Source organism: Microbacterium sp. YJN-G, assembly GCF_015040615.1.
In the GTDB taxonomy this organism is placed as follows: Bacteria; Actinomycetota; Actinomycetes; order Actinomycetales; family Microbacteriaceae; genus Microbacterium.
Genome location: NZ_CP060402.1, coordinates 837,608 through 856,194 on the forward strand (window position 1 = coordinate 837,608; position 18,587 = coordinate 856,194).

15 protein-coding genes are annotated in these 18,587 nt (G+C 69.5%); 4 read left to right on the forward strand and 11 right to left on the reverse strand.

Annotation, left to right across the window (positions count from 1 at the left end; translation table 11 throughout):
• Positions 1–85: 85 nt before the first annotated feature.
• The 5 genes from H7694_RS03880 to H7694_RS03900 all read right to left on the reverse strand — a co-directional run bounded on the left by H7694_RS03880 (position 86) and on the right by H7694_RS03900 (position 5,204).
• Positions 86–967, reverse strand: coding sequence for a carbohydrate ABC transporter permease (locus tag H7694_RS03880; protein ID WP_413782925.1), 882 nt, complete (start codon positions 965–967; stop codon positions 86–88).
• Positions 964–1,923, reverse strand: coding sequence for a carbohydrate ABC transporter permease (locus H7694_RS03885; RefSeq protein WP_193598229.1), 960 nt, complete (start codon positions 1,921–1,923; stop codon positions 964–966). Before H7694_RS03885 ends, H7694_RS03880 begins: the two co-directional genes overlap by 4 nt.
• A gap of 57 nt (positions 1,924–1,980) precedes the next feature.
• Complete coding sequence (locus tag H7694_RS03890; RefSeq protein WP_193599062.1) at positions 1,981–3,288, reverse strand: extracellular solute-binding protein; 1,308 nt, start codon at positions 3,286–3,288, stop codon at positions 1,981–1,983.
• Positions 3,289–3,415: 127 nt separating this feature from the next.
• The gene (locus H7694_RS03895; protein ID WP_193598230.1) at positions 3,416–4,426 is read right to left on the reverse strand and encodes a LacI family DNA-binding transcriptional regulator; all 1,011 of its coding nucleotides are present in this window, start codon (positions 4,424–4,426) and stop codon (positions 3,416–3,418) included.
• A 319-nt stretch (positions 4,427–4,745) separates the two neighbouring features.
• Positions 4,746–5,204: a GNAT family N-acetyltransferase gene (locus tag H7694_RS03900; RefSeq protein ID WP_193598232.1), complete on the reverse strand. Its 459-nt coding sequence runs from the start codon at positions 5,202–5,204 to the stop codon at positions 4,746–4,748.
• A 138-nt stretch (positions 5,205–5,342) separates the two neighbouring features.
• Between H7694_RS03900 and H7694_RS03905 the strand changes: the two genes are divergently transcribed.
• Complete coding sequence (locus tag H7694_RS03905; RefSeq protein WP_193598233.1) at positions 5,343–7,562, forward strand: NADP-dependent isocitrate dehydrogenase; 2,220 nt, start codon at positions 5,343–5,345, stop codon at positions 7,560–7,562.
• 215 nt (positions 7,563–7,777) lie between these two features.
• On the opposite strand, the gene H7694_RS03910 is transcribed toward H7694_RS03905, so the two are convergent.
• Entirely contained in the window at positions 7,778–9,223 is a 1,446-nt protein-coding gene (locus tag H7694_RS03910) for a L,D-transpeptidase (RefSeq protein ID WP_193598234.1), read from the reverse strand.
• A 345-nt stretch (positions 9,224–9,568) separates the two neighbouring features.
• Between H7694_RS03910 and H7694_RS03915 the strand changes: the two genes are divergently transcribed.
• Entirely contained in the window at positions 9,569–10,348 is a 780-nt protein-coding gene (locus H7694_RS03915) for a glucosamine-6-phosphate deaminase (protein ID WP_193598235.1), read from the forward strand.
• A gap of 63 nt (positions 10,349–10,411) precedes the next feature.
• Here the strand turns inward: H7694_RS03915 and H7694_RS03920 are convergent, their stop codons facing one another.
• The 5 genes from H7694_RS03920 to H7694_RS03940 form a co-directional block, all read right to left on the reverse strand.
• The gene (locus H7694_RS03920; protein WP_193598236.1) at positions 10,412–10,807 is read right to left on the reverse strand and encodes an NUDIX hydrolase; all 396 of its coding nucleotides are present in this window, start codon (positions 10,805–10,807) and stop codon (positions 10,412–10,414) included.
• Positions 10,800–12,161: an FAD-binding oxidoreductase gene (locus tag H7694_RS03925; RefSeq protein WP_193598237.1), complete on the reverse strand. Its 1,362-nt coding sequence runs from the start codon at positions 12,159–12,161 to the stop codon at positions 10,800–10,802. Before H7694_RS03925 ends, H7694_RS03920 begins: the two co-directional genes overlap by 8 nt.
• Complete coding sequence (locus H7694_RS03930; protein WP_193598238.1) at positions 12,158–12,529, reverse strand: YrdB family protein; 372 nt, start codon at positions 12,527–12,529, stop codon at positions 12,158–12,160. The genes H7694_RS03925 and H7694_RS03930 overlap by 4 nt, the downstream gene beginning before the upstream one ends.
• 73 nt (positions 12,530–12,602) lie before the next feature.
• The gene (locus H7694_RS03935) at positions 12,603–14,402 is read right to left on the reverse strand and encodes a sigma-70 family RNA polymerase sigma factor (protein WP_193598240.1); all 1,800 of its coding nucleotides are present in this window, start codon (positions 14,400–14,402) and stop codon (positions 12,603–12,605) included.
• Between the two features lie 469 nt (positions 14,403–14,871).
• A complete protein-coding gene (locus tag H7694_RS03940) occupies positions 14,872–16,047 on the reverse strand; it encodes an N-acetylglucosamine-6-phosphate deacetylase (protein WP_193598242.1) in 1,176 nt (391 codons plus the stop codon).
• 255 nt (positions 16,048–16,302) lie between these two features.
• Between H7694_RS03940 and glyA the strand changes: the two genes are divergently transcribed.
• The gene (gene glyA, locus H7694_RS03945) at positions 16,303–17,577 is read left to right on the forward strand and encodes a serine hydroxymethyltransferase (RefSeq protein ID WP_193598244.1); all 1,275 of its coding nucleotides are present in this window, start codon (positions 16,303–16,305) and stop codon (positions 17,575–17,577) included.
• 96 nt (positions 17,578–17,673) lie between these two features.
• Positions 17,674–18,555 (forward strand): bifunctional methylenetetrahydrofolate dehydrogenase/methenyltetrahydrofolate cyclohydrolase, encoded by an 882-nt coding sequence (locus tag H7694_RS03950; protein ID WP_193598245.1) that lies wholly within the window; start codon positions 17,674–17,676, stop codon positions 18,553–18,555.
• Positions 18,556–18,587 lie beyond the last annotated feature (32 nt).

The window sequence follows — 18,587 nt, forward strand, 5'->3', positions numbered from 1 at the left end:
AAACTCTGAAGGATGCTGCGGCGCGCAGCATCCTTCAGAGTTTCAGGAGTCCTTCAGGCTTGCGGCGTCCTGCGCCGCACCGGCCTCACTTCACTGCACCGGCAGTGATGCCGCGCGTGAGGGTGCGCTGGAAGATGAGGAAGAAGATGAGCGTCGGGATGATGCCCAGCAGCGCGGACGCGCTCGTGGTCGTGACGTCCATGAGGCGGTCGCCCTGCAGCACGCTGATCGCCACCGGAACGGTCTGGTTGGCGTTCGAGGCGAGGAACGTCAGCGGCAGCAGGAACTCGTTCCAGGTCCAGATGAAGAAGAAGATGAGCAGCACCGACAGGGTCGGGCGGCTGATCGGGAACACGACGCGCCACAAGATCTGCCAGCGGCTCGCACCGTCGAGGGATGCCGCCTCGAGCACCTCCTTGGGGAAGGTGCCGTACACCGATGAGAGCAGGTACGTGCCGAAGGCCGCCTGGATGACCGTGAACACGATGATCACCGACCACACGCTGTCGTACAGTCCCACGTTCTTGAACATGTAGTACAGCGGGTACAGCAGCGCCTCCTGCGGCAGCAGGTTCGCCAGCAGGAACAGCAGCACGATCCAGCTGCGCCCCCGGACGCGGCCGATGCCGATCGCGAAGGCGTTGAGCATCGAGATCAGCACGGCCAGCACGGCGACCACGCCCGAGATGAGCACCGAGTTCCACACCTTCTGCGGAAAGTTCACGCGCTCCCAGAACGCGACCAGACCCGTGAGGTCGAGTTCGCGGGGAAGCGCGAGCGGGCCCGACGTGGCATAGTCGACCGGCGACTTGAAGGAGTTGACGAGCACGAGGTAGAAGGGCACGAGCACCAGCAGCGCACCGGCGACGACCAGTGCCAGCAGCAGCCAGTCGACCCCGCGAGGGCGGCTCATGCCTCCGCGACGGCGGGCGGGCTTGCCGGTGACGATAGCGGTGGTGGCGCTCACAGTCCCGCCCTCTCCTTCTGCTCCATGGCGTTCTGCACGTGGATGAACACGACCGAGACGATCACCACGACGATCGTGAGCACCGTGGCGATGGTCGCGCCGTAGCCGATGTTCCGCTTCGTGAAGAACTCCTGATATGCGTAGTAGGCCGGCACGAGGGTCGCCCCGGCCGGGCCGCCGCGGGTGATGACGTAGACCGGGCCGAACACCTTCAGCGCGGCGATCGTGCAGGTCAGGGTGACGACGAAGATCTCAGGACGGATGATGCTCATGGTGATCGCGGTGAATCGCTGCATCCAGTTCGCGCCGTCGAGCTCCGCTGCCTCGTAGAGCTCAGGATCCACCCGTTGCAGGGCGGCCATGAAGATGACGACGGGGTAGCCGATCTGCACCCACACCATCACGACCATGAGCACGATCAGCGCGGACGGCATCTGGCCGAGCCAGTCGACGGCCGGCAGACCCACCCAGCCGAGCATCTGATTCAGCGCGCCGTCCCGGTCGGGCCGCACGATCCAGCCGATGACGATACCCGCGACGACGACGGGCAGGATCTGCGGCAGGTAGTAGGTGGCGCGAAGGAAGCTCGCCACGCGTCCGCCGAACCTGCGTCCGATCACATCGAACAGCAGCGCGGCGATCAGCAGTCCCAGCACCGTGGGAAGGACTACCATGGCCACGATCATCCAGACCGAGTTCGTGAACGAGACCCAGAAGTCGTCATCCGTGAACAGCTTCTGCCAGTTCTCGAGTCCGATGAATTCGGGGGCGCGCACGCCGCGCCACTTCTGGAATGTGAGGTACACGTTCCAGACCAGCGGGATGAGCACGATCACCACCAGCAGCACGAAGCCGGGGAGAAGATACAGCCAATAGGCGCCCGACCCGCGTCCGCTCTGCGGGATCGCGGGCTGCTCCGGGGGCGCCGTCCGTCGGGCGCGTGTGGACAGAGACATGCTCAGCACTCCTGGGACAGGCCGGGGCGGCGGGATCCCGCCGCCCCGGCGCGGTGATCAGCGGAAGTCCGCGGTGCCTTCGTCGTATGCCTCGCCGAGGCCCTTCGTCGTCTCCGCGGCATCCTGCACGCCGGTGACGAGACCCTGCAGCTCCTGGACGATCACGTCGTAGAAGCCGGGCGCGGGCCAGTCCGGGTAGAACGACAGTCCGTCCCTCTCGAGGATGCCGTTGAAGGTCGCGATCAGCTCGGAGCTCTTCTCGTCGGTGATGTCGGCGGGGTCTGCGGCGACCGGAAGGCCGCCATTGTTGCCGATGATGGCCTGGATCTCGGGACGCATCGTGATGTCGATGAACTCGTAGGCGAGCTCCTTGTTCGCAGCGTTCTCGGGCACGACCCAGAGATTTCCCGACGAACCCAGCGACAGGTCGGCGCCGGGGAAGGCCGTCATGGTCCAGTCGAAGGCGGTGGCCTCGGCGACGAAGCGGCCGAACCACCACGACCCGGACACGAAGATCGGCGCCGTGCCGTTGATGAACGAGACGCCGGCGTCCTCGGCCTTGACCGAGGAGACATCCGAGGCGATGTAGCCCTTGTCGACGTACTCGGCGAGAGTCTCGGTCGCAGAGGTGATGATCGGGCCATCCCAGTCGACCGGGTTCTCGTACAGCTGGTAGTCGTCGACGAAGGCGCGGTCGCCCTCGAGCAGCGCGAGCTGGTACCAGAGCTGGCCGAGCGGGTACTCGGCCCCGGCCTCGGCGAGCGGCGTGATGCCCTTCGCGACGAACGCGTCGAGCACGGCGACGAACTCGTCGTAGGTGGTCGGGATCTCGAGTCCCGCCTCGGCGAAGGCATCCTTGTTGTAGTAGACGCCGACGAACTCGCCGTAGTTCGGCACGCCGTACCAGGCGTCGCCGCCCATCACGCCGTCTTCGGTGTACTTCGCCGTGGTCTGCAGCGAAGGGGCGAGCATGTCGTCCCAGCCGTATTCCTCGACCGCGTCGGTGATGTCGCTGATCAGGCCGGTCGACGCCAGGAAGCCGGCGGTCGCGTTGCCCTTGTTGAATTCCATGAGGTCGGGGGCGGCATCCGTGTCCAGCACCTGGCTGGCGGTCTTCTGGATCTGCTCGAAGGACTTCTCCTCGAACTCGACAGTCGCCCCGGTCTCCTCTTCGAAGATCTTGATGGCCTCGGCCCATGCCTTGCCCATCGCGCTGTCTGCGCCCTCGTAGTGCCACAGCTTCAGAGTCTGACCGTCACCTCCGTCGTCGGAACCGGCGGATGAGCATCCGCTGAGCGCGATCCCGGCGCTGGTGAGGGCGGCGAGGGTCATCAGGGTCCTGGTTCTGCGGGTGGTGCGTGCCATCATCGGCACTCCTTTCTCATGGCCCGGGAGGGGCGGACACTTCATCGGGTGGTTGTTCTGTTGTGGGAGAGAGGCGAGGTCGAAGCGTTTCGCTCGCGGGCATGAAGCCTCACGACCGGGTGGGCTTTCAGCGCGGCGGACGCACCGATCCGGTCGCGAGATAGTCGGGAGGGATGAGGTGGATGCCGGGGGAGGGGTCCCGCTGCTCGAGATGCCGGATGGCGATCTCGACGGCGAGCTCGCACGAGCGGCTCGGCACGAGCGGGATCGTGTCGACGGGGGTGCTGAGTGCAGTGGTGTCGAAGGCGGTCGCGGTGGAGATCACCGACACGTCGCGGCCGACCTGCAGGTCTCGCTCGGCGAGCACAGCCAGCAGCACCTCGTGGACGTCCTCGACGGCGTGCACGATGAACGCGCGGATGCCGCGGTCGAGTGCGGACTCCACGGCGCTTCGGACGCCGGCACGCTCGGTCGAGATCCGGCCCGTCGTCGCGGCTTCGAGATCGATACCGCGCGTGGCTGCGGCATCGCTGACGCCGCGCAGCAGCCGGCGCGAGAAGTTCGAGGTGCGGTACGCGGCCTCGGACTGGCCCAGGAGCATGATCTCGGGATGGCCTGCGTCGGCAAGCCGATCCACGGCCATGCGGCCGGCAGATTCGAAGTCGAGGTCGACGCAGGTCAGGTCTTCGGTGTCGTCCGGGATGCCGATGAAGATCGTTGGTGTGCGGATGGTGCGGGCGATCGCGACGCGCGCGTCGTCGGGCGCGACGTCGAGCACGAGGATGGCGTCGACAAGCCTGCTCGAGGTGACCCGGTTCATGCCGCCCGCGGCCTGCTCGTCGGTCAGCAGCAGGATGTCGTAGCCGTGCCGTCTGGCGGCCACCGAGGTCGCGAGCACGAACGCCATGTGCGTGGGGGCGTGGGTGTCGGCGCGCAGCGGCTCGGTCAGGGCGAAGATGTGCGTGCGCCGGCCGGCCAGCATCCGCGCCCCCGCATCGGGGGTGTAGCCGAGTGCGGTCGCGGCATCCTCGATGCGACGGCGCGTCTTCTCGGCGACCGGCCGTTTGCCCGAGAGCGCGTACGAGACGGTGCTGATCGACACGCCGGCGGCCTGGGCCACCTCGTGGATCGTCGTCATCGGTACTCCATCGTCGCTGTGGGACACGACTGGGGTCGAAGCGTTTCGACCCCGCCTCAGCGATGATAGAACGCCCTGCGGGGCGCACACAAGGTGTTTGTGGCTAGTTGCAACAAATCTTGCGCCGCGGGTAGGTTGCTGAGCCTGTCGAAGCACCCCACGTGACGACGCGGCCCTTCGACAAGCTCAGGGACCCAGCAAGGAGGACGACCTTGCTGGGGCTGGGGCCCTTCGACAGGCTCAGGGACCCAGCAGAGGATGGGTTGCTGAGCCTGTCGTTGCAGGTGTCTTTCAGAGTTGCGGGCTGCGAGGCCCGAGCTCAGCCGTCGACGCGGATCTGCGCGATGACCTCGGCGTACTCGGTCTCGCCGATCGGGTCGAAGCCGACGCGGCGGAAGAACGCCTCGGGGCCACCCTCGCCGGCTTCGTAGATCACGTTCACGTGATCGACACCGCGGGTGCGGGCCTCATCGATCAGCGACTGCACGGCGAAGCGCCCGACGCCGCGGCCCTGATCGTCGGCGTCGACGTTGATGCGCCACAGCACGTTGCGGAAGTGCTCTTCGGGGGTGTCGGCGCCGAAGCTGGCGCTGACGAAGCCCACGACCTCGTCACCGTCGAGGACCACGCGCTGCCATGAGGTCTGCGGGTTCACCACGGTGGCGGCGATGCCGTAGGAGACCGGGGCGAGGAACTGCTCCTGCCCAGGCTTGAGGGACAGGTTGTTGACGGCGACGATCGTCGCAGCTGACAGTTCGACCAGACGCAGTTCCGACATGGCACCAGGCTAGACCCTCGGCCGCGTTCTGTGTCGGAAACGGTGCCACGTGCGACGAAATGCGACGCCCGTGGCGGAAAGCAGACTCGGGTATCTTGGTATCGAGATAAATCTGCTGCCCTCGCGAACGGAGATCCGGTGACCGACGACGCCATCATCTACACCTATACAGACGAGGCGCCGGCTCTTGCCACCGCTTCGTTCCTGCCGATCATCAAGGCCTACACCGGCCAGGCGGGCATCGAGGTGGAGACGCGCGACATCTCGCTGGCGGGTCGCATCCTCGCCGCCTTCCCGCAGAAGCTGACCCCCGAGCAGCAGGTGGGCGACGCGCTCGCCGAGCTCGGCGGCCTGGCCACGCTGCCCGAGGCCAACATCATCAAGCTGCCGAACATCTCGGCCTCGATCCCGCAGCTCAAGGCCGCGATCGCCGAGCTGCAGCAGAAGGGCTTCGACGTCCCGGACTACCCGGACGAGCCGGAGTCGCTCGAGGAGAAGGACGTCCGCGCCCGCTACGACCGCATCAAGGGCTCGGCCGTGAACCCGGTGCTGCGTGAGGGCAACAGCGACCGCCGCGCCCCGCTCGCGGTGAAGAACTACGCCAAGAAGCACCCGCACCGCAACAAGCCGTTCGCCGACGGCTCGAAGACCCGCGTCGCGACCATGGGTCACGACGACTTCAAGCACAACGAGCGCTCGTGGGTCGCCGCCCAAGACGACGTGCTGAGCTTCCAGCACATCGCCGCCGACGGCGCCATCACCGTGCTCAAGGACGGGCTGAAGGTGCTGCCGCGCGAGATCATCGACGCGACCTTCCTCTCGGCCTCGCACCTTGACGCCTTCCTCGCCGAGACGCTCGAGGCGGCCGAGGCAGACGACGTGCTGTACTCGGTGCACCTGAAGGCCACGATGATGAAGGTCAGTGACCCGATCATCTTCGGCCACGTGGTGAAGGCGTTCTTCAAGGACGTGTTCGCGCAGTACGGCGACAAGCTCGCCGAGGCCGGCCTGAGCGCCAACGACGGGCTGGGGTCGATCCTCTCGGGCCTGTCAGAGGTCGCAGGCGGCGACGAGATCGCGGCCGCTTTCGACAAGGCGATCGCCGAGGGCCCGCGTCTGTCGTACGTGAACTCCGACAAGGGGATCACGAACCTGCACGTGCCCAGCGACGTGATCGTCGACGCCTCGATGCCCGCACTGGTCCGCAACGGCGGCAAGCTGTGGGGCAAGGACGGCGGCGAGGCCGACACCATCGCAGTGATCCCGGACTCGTCGTACGCCGGCGTCTACCAGGCCGTGATCGACGACGTGATCGCCAACGGCCCGCTCGACCCCGCCACGATCGGCACCGTCCCCAACGTGGGTCTGATGGCGCAGGCGGCCGAGGAGTACGGCAGCCACGACAAGACCTTCGAGATCGCCTCGGCCGGTGTCGTGCAGATCCTCGACAGCGACGGCACCGTGCTCATCGAGCACGAGGTCGGCGCCGGCGACATCTGGCGTGCCACCCAGACCAAGCACATCCCGGTCATGGACTGGGTCAAGCTGGCCGTCACCCGTGCCCGCGCCACCGGCGCACCGGCCGTGTTCTGGCTCGACGCGAACCGCTCGCACGACGCGCAGATCATCGCCAAGGTGCACCAGGGCCTCGCGACGCTCGACACCAAGGGACTGACGATCACGATCCTCGCCCCCGAGGACGCCACCCGCTACACCCTGGAGCGCCTGCGTCAGGGACTGGACACCATCTCGGTGACCGGCAACGTGCTGCGCGACTACCTGACCGACCTGTTCCCGATCCTCGAGGTCGGCACGTCGGCGAAGATGCTGAGTATCGTTCCGCTGCTCGCGGGCGGTGGCCTGTTCGAGACCGGTGCCGGCGGATCGGCGCCGAAGCACGTGCAGCAGCTCGTCGGCGAGAACTACCTGCGCTGGGACTCGCTGGGCGAGTTCTTCGCGCTCGCCGCTTCGCTCGAGCACTTCGCCGACCGCACCGGCAACGAGAAGGCCCGAGTGCTCGCCGAGACCCTGGATGCCGCCACCGGCACCTTCCTCGAGGAGGACCGCTCGCCCGGCCGTGCCCTCGGCACGATCGACAACCGCGGCAGCCACTTCTACCTGGGCCTGTACTGGGCGCAGGAGCTGGCGAAGCAGACGAAGGATGCCGAGCTGGCCGCCGCGTTCGCTCCGGTGGCCGAGTCGCTGGCATCTGCTGAGCAGACGATCGTCGAAGAGCTCAACGCCGTCCAGGGTGAGCCGGTCGACATCGGCGGGTACTACCGTCCCGACGTCGACAAGGTCGCCCGCGCGATGCGGCCCTCCGCGACCCTGAACGCCGTCATCGACGGCCTGGCCTGATCGCACGCCGGCCTGACCGGCAGAAGGAACGGGCGGATGCTGCACAGCATCCGCCCGTTCTGCGTCCGCGGAGCCGGGGGCGGGAGTCGGGTTCGGGCATGGCGGCCCGCGGTACCCCGGTCGAGCGGACGGAGGCGCGGGGGCGCGCCAGCGGCGCGCGAGAGCGACGCGCCCTACCGCGCCTCAGCGCGGGAAGCGTGAGCGGAGCCGTCCGCTCAGGCGTGCACCCACACCTCGAGGCCGGTGGGAGACCACTCGTAGACCTCCTTGGCGACCGACGGCGGCAGGTTCACGCAGCCGTGGCTCATGCGCTGGCCGAAGTTGTTGTGCCAGTAGGCGCCGTGGAAGGCGATGTCCGGGGCGAACCAGGTGTTCCAGGGGACATCCGGGGTGCAGTAGCTGGCGCCCTCGAAGCAGCCCATGTCCTGCAGCGGAGTGTGACCGAACACGCGGAAGCGTCCGAGCGGGGTGGGCGTGCCGGGCAGGCCGGTGGAGGTGGCCCACGACTTCACGAGCTTCTCGTTCTCGAAGAGGTAGGTGCGCTGCTCGCTGATGTCGACCTCGATGCGGCGGAACAGCGTCGTCGTCTCGAACGGCGTCGATGCGACCGGCAGCTGGAAGGCCGCCTCACCGCCCTCGAGGTCGGTGGCGAACTCCGAGGCGATGCCGGTGGTGTCACCGAGCACGCGCCCGTCCTTGCCCTCGGTGAGGGTGCGCAGCACCTTGCCCTGCGAGTCGATGATGTTCGCCGCAGAGGTCACCTCACGATCGACGAGACCGGGCAGCGTGCCCACCATCGTCTGGATCGCCGAGGGGTCGGCCGTGATCTGCAGCTCACCGTCGACCGCGTCGACGCTCAGCCAGGTCGCGGCGACGTCGGCGGCGACGGGAACGGTGCGCTCCTCGCCGACGTAGAAGCCGATCGTCGACAGCATGCCGTTGAGCTGCTCGACGGTGGCCGCGGCATCCTCGTCGGTGATCGGGGGAGTGACCTCGGTGGGGTCGCCCGAGAACGTGAAGGACGATCTGCCGTCGGCGGATGCTGCGGTGAAGGCCGCCGCGAGGTCGTCGATGGAGATGCCGGTGCCGCTCGCGGCAGGCGTGGCGACGTAGGTCGCTGATGCCGGGGCGAACTCGACGGTGGCATCGACCGGGTCGACGTAGCTGGTGGGCACGGCGGCACGCAGCGCGCGATCGGCCGCCTCGGGGTCGAGGGTGATCTCGGCGGGGATGGGCTCGCCCATCCAGGTGCCGAAGTTCCACAGCGGGCGGTCGGCGAGAGCCTGCTCGGCGAGTGCGGTCGCATCGACCGAGGCGCCCAGGTCGGCGCCGTCGACGATCGCACCGGCGCCCGCGCCGGTCAGTTCGATCTCGGTACCGGCCAGCCGGCTGCCGATGGCGTCGGCCGCCATACCCGGAGTCATGCCGCCGACGGGCACACCCGCGATGGTCGTACCCGGTGCGATGAGGATCAGCGAAGCCGCGCCCGCAGCCACGGCGAGTGCGCCTGCACCGAGACCGATCCACAGTCCGAGACGGCGCCTGCGCGGGGCCGGAGTCGTGGGCGCCCACTCGAAGGGCTGCTCCTCGTAGCTCAGCGCGGCCGTCTGCGCGGATGTCGCGGTGGCGCCGGTGTTCGGTCCGGAGTAAACGTCGGTCACAGCTACTCACCCCCCAAGCACGGTGTGACTTCTCTCTCATGGTACGTGACGACACGCCGACGCCGGGTGGTGATCGGGCCTGCGAACTGGACGCAGCCGTAACGTTTCGGTAACCTGCGCCCCGCACGCGCCCGGCTTGCGTCGAGGGTGGTTCGTAAGGTGTACTAACAAATAGATTCCTCGTGCGGGGAGAGCTCACGGCCGTCACCGGTCGCGGGCGCGCGTCGCGCCCCGATGAGAGAATCGAAGGGCTCCCGGCTGACTCGCCGGTGGCGGCCGTCGCAGCCGCCTTGCTGGGCTCTGCACCTGCGGAGAGCACCACCCTCGACAAGGAGAACATCGCTCATGGCTGAAGTCGTCATCGTGGAGAACCGGTCCGTCGCCGGGGCACTGGTCGCGGATGAGATCGTGCGTCTCATCGACACGATCCCCGAGCCGGTGCTCGGGCTCGCGACCGGCTCGACCCCGCTGCCGGTGTACGAGGCGCTGCGCGAGCGCCTGGATGGGCACGACGTGTCGCACCTGCGCGGCTTCGCGCTGGACGAGTACGTCGGCATCGACCCGGCGCACCCCGAGAGCTACCGCTCGGTGATCACCCGTGAGGTCATCGAGCCGCTGGGCCTGGACCCCGAGCTGGTCCGCGTGCCCAATGGTGCGGTCGAGACCATCGAGCACGCCGGCGACGACTACGAGAAGGCGATCGCCGACGCCGGCGGCGTCGACCTGCAGATCCTCGGCATCGGCACCGACGGTCACATCGGGTTCAACGAGCCCGGCTCCTCGTTCGCCTCGAGCACCCGCATCAAGACGCTCACGCAGCAGACCCGCGAGGACAACGCGCGCTTCTTCGACTCCATCCACGACGTGCCCCAGCACTGCATCACGCAGGGCCTAGGCACGATCCTGCGCGCCCGCCACCTCGTGCTGCTCGCCTTCGGCGAGGGCAAGGCCGACGCGGTCGCCGCAGCCCTCGAGGGCCCGGTCAGCGCCATGGTTCCGGCATCCGCGGTGCAGCTGCACGCGCACGTGACCGTCGTGCTCGACGAGGCCGCCGCGTCGAAGCTCCGGCTCGCGGACTACTACCGCTACACCTACGCGAACAAGCCCGCCTGGCAGGGCCTGTGAGCCGCACCGGCGGCACCGGGGAGTCCCTGCGCCGCCGGTGTCCGGCCCTGCGCCGCCGGTGACTCAGTCCCAGGCGAACGCCAGCAGGTGCTCCTCGCTGAGCGGGGCCAGCGGCACGCTCGTGCGGTCGCCTGGCTCCAGCCAGCGCAGCTCGGCGAGCTCGGCCTGCACGACGACGTCGCCGGGCTCGGCGCGCAGCGCGAAGGCGTCGGCGATCACCCGGTGACCGGGCTCGTTCGCCGCAGCCGAGACGAAGGTGCCGAGCGGTTCGAGGTCGGCTTCGTCCACCTGCAGCGACAGCTCTTCGTCGAGTTCGCGGATGAGCGTCTGCGCGGGGGTCTCGCCGGCCTCGGGCTTGCCGCCGGGCTGCATGAACCGGGTGGTGCCGTGCTTGCGGACCACGAGCACGCGGCCCGCGCTGTCGACGATCACGGCGGCGCTGACGCGGATGTCAGGCATCGGAGAACACCTTTCCCGGGTTGAGGATGCCCTGCGGGTCGAAGACGCGCACGATCTGACGCTGGATCTCCCACTGGTCCTCGCCGAGCTCCTCGGCGAGCCAGCGGCTCTTCAGCATCCCGATGCCGTGTTCGCCGGTGAGCGTTCCGCCGAGCCGGATGGCGGCGCGGAACAGCCCGGCGGCGGCCTCCCAGATGAGCGCGGGGACCGTCTCGCCCTCGAAGATGAAGTTCGGATGCAGGTTGCCGTCGCCGGCGTGCGCGACGGTGGGGATGCTGAGACCGAAGGCCTGCTCGATGCGGGCGATCTCGTCGAACATCGCCGGCATCGCGCTGCGGGGCACGGCGACATCCTCGATGAGGGTCGTGCCCAGTGCCGCCATCGCGGGGTGCATCGCGCGACGGATGCCGAGCAGCCGCTCGCCCTCCAGGGGATCGTCGGTCATCGCCACGACGCCCCCGGCTGCGCCGAGGACCGCGGTGATGCGTTCGGCCTCGTCGCGCGCGGCCGGGCCGTCGGTCTGGATGGTCAGCTGTGCCGTGCCGGCGGCCGGGGCGGGCAGGCCGAGCAGATCGTGCGCGGCGGCGAGGGAGCGGGCGTCCATCAGCTCCATGATCGCGGGCTGCACGCCCGCCGCCGTGACGGCCGATGAGGCGGATGCGGCCGCGCGCACCGAGTCGAAGGACGCGGCGATCGTGCAGATGACGCCCTCGGTCAGCCGGCGCAGCTTCAGGGTCGCTCCGACGATCACACCCAGCCGCCCCTCCGAGCCGATCACGAGTGAAGTGAGGTCGAGGCCGGTGACGCCCTTGACCGATCGGTGTCCGAGTCGCAGCAGCCGCCCGTCGGCGAGCACGATGTCGACGCCCAGCACGGCATCCCGGACGACACCGTACTTGGCACACAGCAGTCCGCCCGCACCGGTGGCGATGTTGCCCCCGACGGTGGAGATGTCGCGGCTGGCGGGATCGGGTGCCCACCACACGCCCTCGGCGGCCAGGTGGGCGTTCAGCGTGGCGTTGAGGATGCCGGGCTCGACCACGGCCAGCAGGTCATCGGGGCGCACTTCCAGGATGCGGTCCATGCGTGTCATGGAGAGGACGATCTGGCCGGGCCCGGCGTTGGCGGCACCGGCGAGTCCGGTGCCGGCCCCGCGCACGACGACGGCGGTGCGGGTCTGCGAGGCGATGCGCATGGTCGCCTGGACGTCGGCGACGTCACGCGCGTGCACCACCGCGAGCGGCTGGCCGGTGGAGCGGTGCCCGCTGCGGTCGGCCCTGGCCGCTTCGAGCAGCTCCGGATCGGTGTCGACGATGTCGCCGAGTTCCTCCCGCAGCTGCGCGACGACGCTCATGCCAGGGCGCGTCGTCCTGCGATGACGCCGGCGGTGACGGCGACCGCGGCGAATGCGATGCCCAGCCAGGCCTGACCCATCGACCACCACGCGAGAGTGACGGCCGCATAGATCAGCAGCTCGACCAGCGCGCGCAGGAATGGATGAAGTCGCAGCACCGGGCGCGGAGAGAGGAACAGCGCCCACACCAGCAGGGTGATGACCGGAGCGCCGATGCCGACCACGATGTTCCACGGCATGGGCCAGCTGCCGAAGCCCCACAGCGCCAGGGTCGCCAGGGCGACCAGCAGCACGACCACGCGGATGAGATCGAGCGGCGTGACGGCGGGACGGTTCACGCCGGGTTCGGCGACGGACTCCTCAGGCATGCCTCAAGTCTATTCGCCGCGGTCCGGACTCATTCCCGCCCGGATCGCCCGACGCGGCCGGCGGGCAGGAGGATCACAGCGACCAGAGGCTCGTGAGCGTCCAGTCTCCGCTGACCGTGTCCACGATGTACCGGAACGCGACCTCGACGTCGGTCAGGAATTCCATGGTCGTGGGTCGCAGCTCGGCGATCCCCTTGCCGTCCGCGTCGAGCACCACCTCATGGATGCGGGTCGCGTCGCCGGCCAACTGCGACTGCACGGTCGCGCCGGGCATGCCGGTGATCGGCACCAGGTAGACGAGATCGCCCTGCGCGTCCTGCCCCACCAACGGAGTGCCCCACGACAGCGGGACGACCACACTCGGCTCGGATCCGGGCTCCGTCTCCGGCTGCGTGCTGGGTTCCTCGGTGCCGCCGGTGTCGGTGCCCGGCTCCGGCGTCGGTTCGGGGGCCGGGGTGGGCGTCGGCTCGGGCTCGGGCTCGGGCTCGGGCTCTGGAACGGGCGTCGGCTCGGGCGTCGGCTCGGGCTCGGGAACGGGCGTCGGCTCGGGCGTCAGCTCCGGCACCGGCGTCGGGGCCGGCACTCTGTTCTCGGCGGTCGCCTCGGGGGCGGGCGCCGCCAATGGCGGGGCGGGGGCCACGGCATCCCCGGCATCCGGAATCGCCGGCACCGGCTCGTCGATCTCGATGACCATCGGATCGTCGGCGGGCAGCGTCGAATCCGGCAGCACCTCGGACGCGATCGCCGGCAAATCCGCCTCGGCGGCGCTCGGCAGCGAGGTCGTGGTGCTGTCGAACATCCGCGGCACGACGGCGGCAGCCGCCACCACGGCGGCCACGGCCAGGGCAGCGACCCCAGCGCTCACCAGTGCGCCGATCCCCGTCAGCGCCCCGGAACCGCTGGTCGAAGCCGTCCCGCCGGCCGATCCCGACCCTCCGGGGGAGATCGCTCCGCCGGACGCATCGGCGCCCGGGTCGGCGGATGCCGCATCGGCATCCGCCTGCACATCGCCGGAGGCGACGACCGCACCCTCGACCACGCTGGAGGGCATCGCGGCCAGCGCCACCACCGGGGCGCCGCCGCCCTGCAGCGTCGCGAGGTACGCCGAGGCGCCGGAGCCCCCGAGCACCAGGGGCAGGAGCACGAGCGCGAGCCGGCCGGAGACCTCCTCGGCCTCGGCGGCGACGATCATGCACCGTGCGCACTCCTTCAGGTGGGCGTCCACGCGCTGACGCACCCGCACACCGAGGTTGCCGCGCGAGTACGCGCCCAGCTGCTGGATGGTCCGGTGGCACTCCGAGCCGTCCTCGACGCTGCGCAGGTGCGCCTGGACCCAGGCCTCGCGCAGGCCCTCGCGGGCGCGGAACGCGAGCTGCGAGACCGCGCCGGCGCTCATGCCGAGCAGCGTGCCGATGGCGGCCGGCTTCATCTGCTCGATCTCCGAGTACCACAGCACCTCCTGCCAGCGGGAGGGCAGCGAACGGAACGCCTGCGCCGTCAGGCCGCGGTCGAGCCCCTCGCTCACCGCCTCCTCGGTGCTCGCCGGATCGGCGCCCGTCTCCAGCTCGTCGATGGCCGTCTCGCGGCGGGCGCGACCCCAGGCGGCGGCGGTGTTGCGGATGCTCGTGAACAGGTACGCGCGGAACGACCCGTTGGGGCCGCCGCCCTTGAGGATCGCCTGGTAGATGCGCGAGTACGCCTCCTGCACCAGGTCGTCCGGGTCGAGGGACGAGGTGATCGAGCGCGCCACCGCCATGCCCGAGCCGTAGTGGCGTCGCCAGAGTTCGCCGAATGCTGATGCGTCACCCGATCGGGTGCGCAGCACGAGGTCGGCATCAGCCGGTGCTGGTCGTTCGCTGCTCTGGTCGTCCACGTTCTTCCTCGTCGTCGTGCGCGCAGGATCACGCTCACGAGAAGAGACGCGTGAATCGGGGGATCATCACGCGCCCGACCCATTCTCACGTGAAAACGGTCGGCTGGCCACCCCTGAGAACGCTCCCGGCGACCACCCCGAAGTCGTTCCGCGGAAAATCTCCGAGAAATTCGCGGAAGTCCCGTAATGATCCGCAGAATGCGTCGTCTCATCATGCAGAGCGGTCCTGATGCACCGACTGGGGAGGATGCGTCGGGAGCTGCGATGTCTGGGGACATCGCAACGAACCGGCCGGGCCGGGTTCCCCGTGGGGAGGAGACCTCGGCCCGGCACCGCTCAGAGGAGCGGAGGCCGTCGCACCGGGGGGGGCGCGACGGCCTTCCGCGTGTCCGCTGCGAATCCGTGAATTCTGCGGCGGTCAGCGCGTGTCGGCGGTCAGCGACCGGCGGCGGTCAGAGACTGGGCGCGGTCAGCGCGTGGGCGCGGCCCCGACCCACACGCCGTGCACGGTGTGATCGGCGCCCAGCAGCACCGCATCCGCGACGAAGCCGGGACGCAGCTGACCGAGCACCCCGCCGAACCCGATGGCGCCGGCGGGCGTCGACGTCAGGGCGCGCACGGCCTCGGCCAGCGGCACGCCGGCCTCGAGGGCGCGGCGCAGGGCGACGTCCTGCGTGAGTGTGGAACCGGCGATCGAGCCGGTGTCGTCGGTGCGGGCGATGCCGTCCTTGACGGTCACCTTCACCGCGCCCAGATCGTAGTGGCCGTCGGCGCTGCCGGCTGCGGCCATGGCATCCGTGATCAGCGCTACGCGCCCCGGGGCGACGTCGAAGAGCAGCTTGATGACGCGCGGGTCGAGGTGGATGTTGTCGGCGATGCCCTCGAGCACGGCGCGGTGATCGGTCGCGGCGGCGAGCACCGGCCCCGGTTCGCGGTGATGGATGCCGTTCATCGCGTTGAACGCGTGGGTGAGGATCGATGCCCCCGCCTCGAACGCGGCGCGGGCGATGTCGGTGTCGGCATCCGTGTGGCCGACCGCCACCGCCGCTCCCGAGGCCACGATCTGCCGAACGGCATCCAGTCCGCCGGGCAGTTCGGGGGCGATCGTGACCTGGCGGATCGTGCCGCGGCCCGCCTCGAGCAGCCGGGCGACGTCCGCCGGCTCGGGGTGGCGCAGCAGCGACGGGTCGTGGGCGCCGTGGTGCCTGGGGTCGAGGAACGGCCCCTCGAGGTGGCTGCCGAGGATCTCGTGGTCGGTGTCTGCGAGATCGGCGATCGTCGCCGCCTGCGCGGCGAGCTGGTCGATCGTCGCGGTGACCAGCGAGATCACGGCGCGGGTGGTGCCGTGCGCGCGGTGCAGGTCGCGGCCGGTGCGGATGGCGTCGGCGCCGTCGTCATAGGCGGCGCCCGCGCCGCCGTGCCCGTGGATGTCGACGAACCCGGGCGTGAGCACGGCATCCGCTCCGGCGAGGGTCGCCGCGTCGATGACGTCGTCGGCGTCGGTCCATCCCGTGCCGGTGCCGCGCGCGGCGACCAGCCCATCCTCGAACCGCACCCACGCGTTCTCGGCGATCGTGCCGTCGCCGTCGACGATGCGCACGGAGTGGATCACTCGCGATCCGCGGTGGTCGGTGGTCGGGTTCATCGCAGGCTCCAGGGGATCTCGGGGTGGGGACGGAATCGGATGTCGCCCGCGCGCCGCCGTCACTGCATCGGCCGCAGTGCGACAGGCAGGGTCATGAACAAAACCTACCGCGCGGGCGGAGCTGATCCGGTAGGCTTTTCCCCGTCGCGACTGGCGTCTGGGTGGGTCACCACCGGGGAGCGGCCTCATAGGAATCGACCGCGCGCCTGGGCCGATGAGGAACACACCCCCTTTCCCTGCGAACAGGAGACCGCCATGACCGACCGCTACTTCGATGCCCCTCTCTCTGAGGTCGACCCCGAGATCGCCGAGGTGCTCGAGCGCGAGCTGAACCGCCAGCGCACCTACCTCGAGATGATCGCATCCGAGAACTTTGTGCCCGTGTCGGTGCTGCAGTCGCAGGGCTCGGTGCTGACCAACAAGTACGCCGAGGGCTACCCCGGACGTCGCTACTACGGCGGCTGCGAAGAGGTCGACGTCGCCGAGGAACTCGCCATCGCGCGCGCCAAGTCGCTGTTCGGCTCGGAGTTCGCCAACGTGCAGCCCCACTCGGGCGCCTCGGCCAACGCGGCCGTGCTGCACGCCATCGCCCGCCCCGGCGACACCCTGCTCGGCCTGTCGCTCGACCAGGGCGGCCACCTCACGCACGGCATGAAGATCAACTTCTCGGGCCGGCTCTACAACATCGTCGCCTACGGCGTGAACCCCGAGACCTCGACGATCGACATGGACGAGGTGCGCGCGCTCGCCCTCGAGCACAAGCCGAAGGTGATCATCGCCGGCTGGTCGGCCTACCCGCGCACGCTCGACTTCGCGGCCTTCCGCGCCATCGCCGATGAGGTCGGCGCCCTGTTGTGGGTCGACATGGCCCACTTCGCCGGTCTGGTCGCGGCGGGGCTGCACCCGAACCCGGTGCCGCACGCCCACGTCGTCTCGTCGACCGTGCACAAGACCATCGGCGGCCCGCGCTCGGGCTTCATCCTCACCAACGACGCCGACATCGCCAAGAAGATCAACTCGGCCGTGTTCCCGGGGCAGCAGGGCGGACCGCTCATGCACGTGATCGCCGCGAAGGCGACCGCGTTCAAGCTCGCCGCGACCCCCGAGTTCGCCGAGCGGCAGCAGCGCGTGCTGTCGGGCGCGCGGATCATCGCCGAGCGCCTCTCGCAGCAGGACGTCAAGGACGCCGGCATCGCCGTGCGCTCGGGCGGCACCGACGTGCACCTCGTGCTCGTCGACCTGCGTGACGCCGAGATCGACGGCAAGCAGGCCGAGGATCTGCTGCACGAGATCCACATCACCGTGAACCGCAACGCGGTCCCCAACGACCCGCGCCCGCCGATGGTGACCTCGGGTCTGCGCATCGGCACCCCGGCGCTGGCCACGCGCGGCTTCGGCGACGCCGAGTTCACCGAGGTCGCCGACATCATCGCCCTCGCGCTGCTGCCCGGCGCAGATGTCGAGGCGCTGCGCACGCGCGTGGACGCCCTCGCCACGGCGTTCCCCCTGTACCCCGGCCTGCAGCAGTAATCCCGCTCACCCGTCTATTTGTCACGAAGTGCCGTTATCGGACACCGATTCCGGCACTTCGTGACAAATAGACGCAACCAGAGGAGGAGGCTCGCGATGACCGCGAAGATCCTGGACGGCAAGGCCGCATCGGTGGCGATCAAGAGCGAACTGGCCGAGCGGGTCGCGGCGCTGCGCGAGCGGGGCATCGTGCCCGGCATCGCCACGGTGCTGGTCGGCGCCGACCCCGCCTCGCAGCTGTACGTCGGCATGAAGCACCGGCAGTCCGAGGCGATCGGGATGAACTCGATCCAGCGCGAGCTGCCGGCCGACGCCACGCAGGCCGAGGTCGAGGCGGTGATCGACGAGCTCAACGCCGATCCGTCCTGCCACGGCTACATCGTGCAGCTGCCGCTGCCCAAGCACCTCGACACGGATGCGATCCTCGAGCGCATCGACCCGGCGAAGGATGCCGACGGCCTGCACCCGACGAACCTCGGGCGGCTCGTGCTCAACGTCAACGCCCCGATCCACACCCCCCTGCCGTGCACGCCGCGTGGTGTGATCGAGCTGCTGCTGCGTAACGACTACGACCTCAAGGGCAAGCACGTCGTGGTCGTGGGGCGCGGGGTGACGATCGGCCGGCCGATGGGGCTGCTGCTGACCCGCCGCGACATCAACGCGACCGTCACGCAGGTGCACACCGGCACGCCCGACATGGCTCCGTACCTGCGTCAGGCCGACGTGATCGTCGCCGGCGCGGGGGTGAAGCACCTCATCCGCGCCGAAGACGTCAAGCCCGGCGCCGCCGTGCTCGATGTGGGCGTCACCCGCGAGGACGACCCGGAGACGGGCAAGTCGAAGGTGTTCGGTGATGTGCATCCGGACGTCGCCGAGGTCGCCGGCTGGATCTCGCCGAACCCCGGCGGTGTCGGCCCGATGACCGTCGCCCTGCTGATGACGAACGTGGTCGAGGCCGCCGAGCGCTCCGTCGCCTGACACTCTCTGTCGCCGAGACCCCTCGTGATCGT

Excerpts from the sequence above, each read along its gene's own strand:
- H7694_RS03930 (WP_193598238.1), bottom strand. The coding sequence starts at position 12,529 with ATGCCTGAGGAGTCCGTCGCCGAACCCGGCGTGAACCGTCCCGCCGTC.
- H7694_RS03895 (WP_193598230.1), bottom strand. The coding sequence starts at position 4,426 with ATGACGACGATCCACGAGGTGGCCCAGGCCGCCGGCGTGTCGATCAGC.
- glyA (WP_193598244.1), top strand. The coding sequence starts at position 16,303 with ATGACCGACCGCTACTTCGATGCCCCTCTCTCTGAGGTCGACCCCGAG.
- H7694_RS03920 (WP_193598236.1), bottom strand. The coding sequence starts at position 10,807 with ATGCCTGACATCCGCGTCAGCGCCGCCGTGATCGTCGACAGCGCGGGC.
- H7694_RS03925 (WP_193598237.1), bottom strand. The coding sequence starts at position 12,161 with ATGAGCGTCGTCGCGCAGCTGCGGGAGGAACTCGGCGACATCGTCGAC.
- H7694_RS03885 (WP_193598229.1), bottom strand. The coding sequence starts at position 1,923 with ATGTCTCTGTCCACACGCGCCCGACGGACGGCGCCCCCGGAGCAGCCC.
- H7694_RS03890 (WP_193599062.1), bottom strand. The coding sequence starts at position 3,288 with ATGGCACGCACCACCCGCAGAACCAGGACCCTGATGACCCTCGCCGCC.
- H7694_RS03915 (WP_193598235.1), top strand. The coding sequence starts at position 9,569 with ATGGCTGAAGTCGTCATCGTGGAGAACCGGTCCGTCGCCGGGGCACTG.
- H7694_RS03940 (WP_193598242.1), bottom strand. The coding sequence starts at position 16,047 with ATGAACCCGACCACCGACCACCGCGGATCGCGAGTGATCCACTCCGTG.
- H7694_RS03900 (WP_193598232.1), bottom strand. The coding sequence starts at position 5,204 with ATGTCGGAACTGCGTCTGGTCGAACTGTCAGCTGCGACGATCGTCGCC.
- H7694_RS03950 (WP_193598245.1), top strand. The coding sequence starts at position 17,674 with ATGACCGCGAAGATCCTGGACGGCAAGGCCGCATCGGTGGCGATCAAG.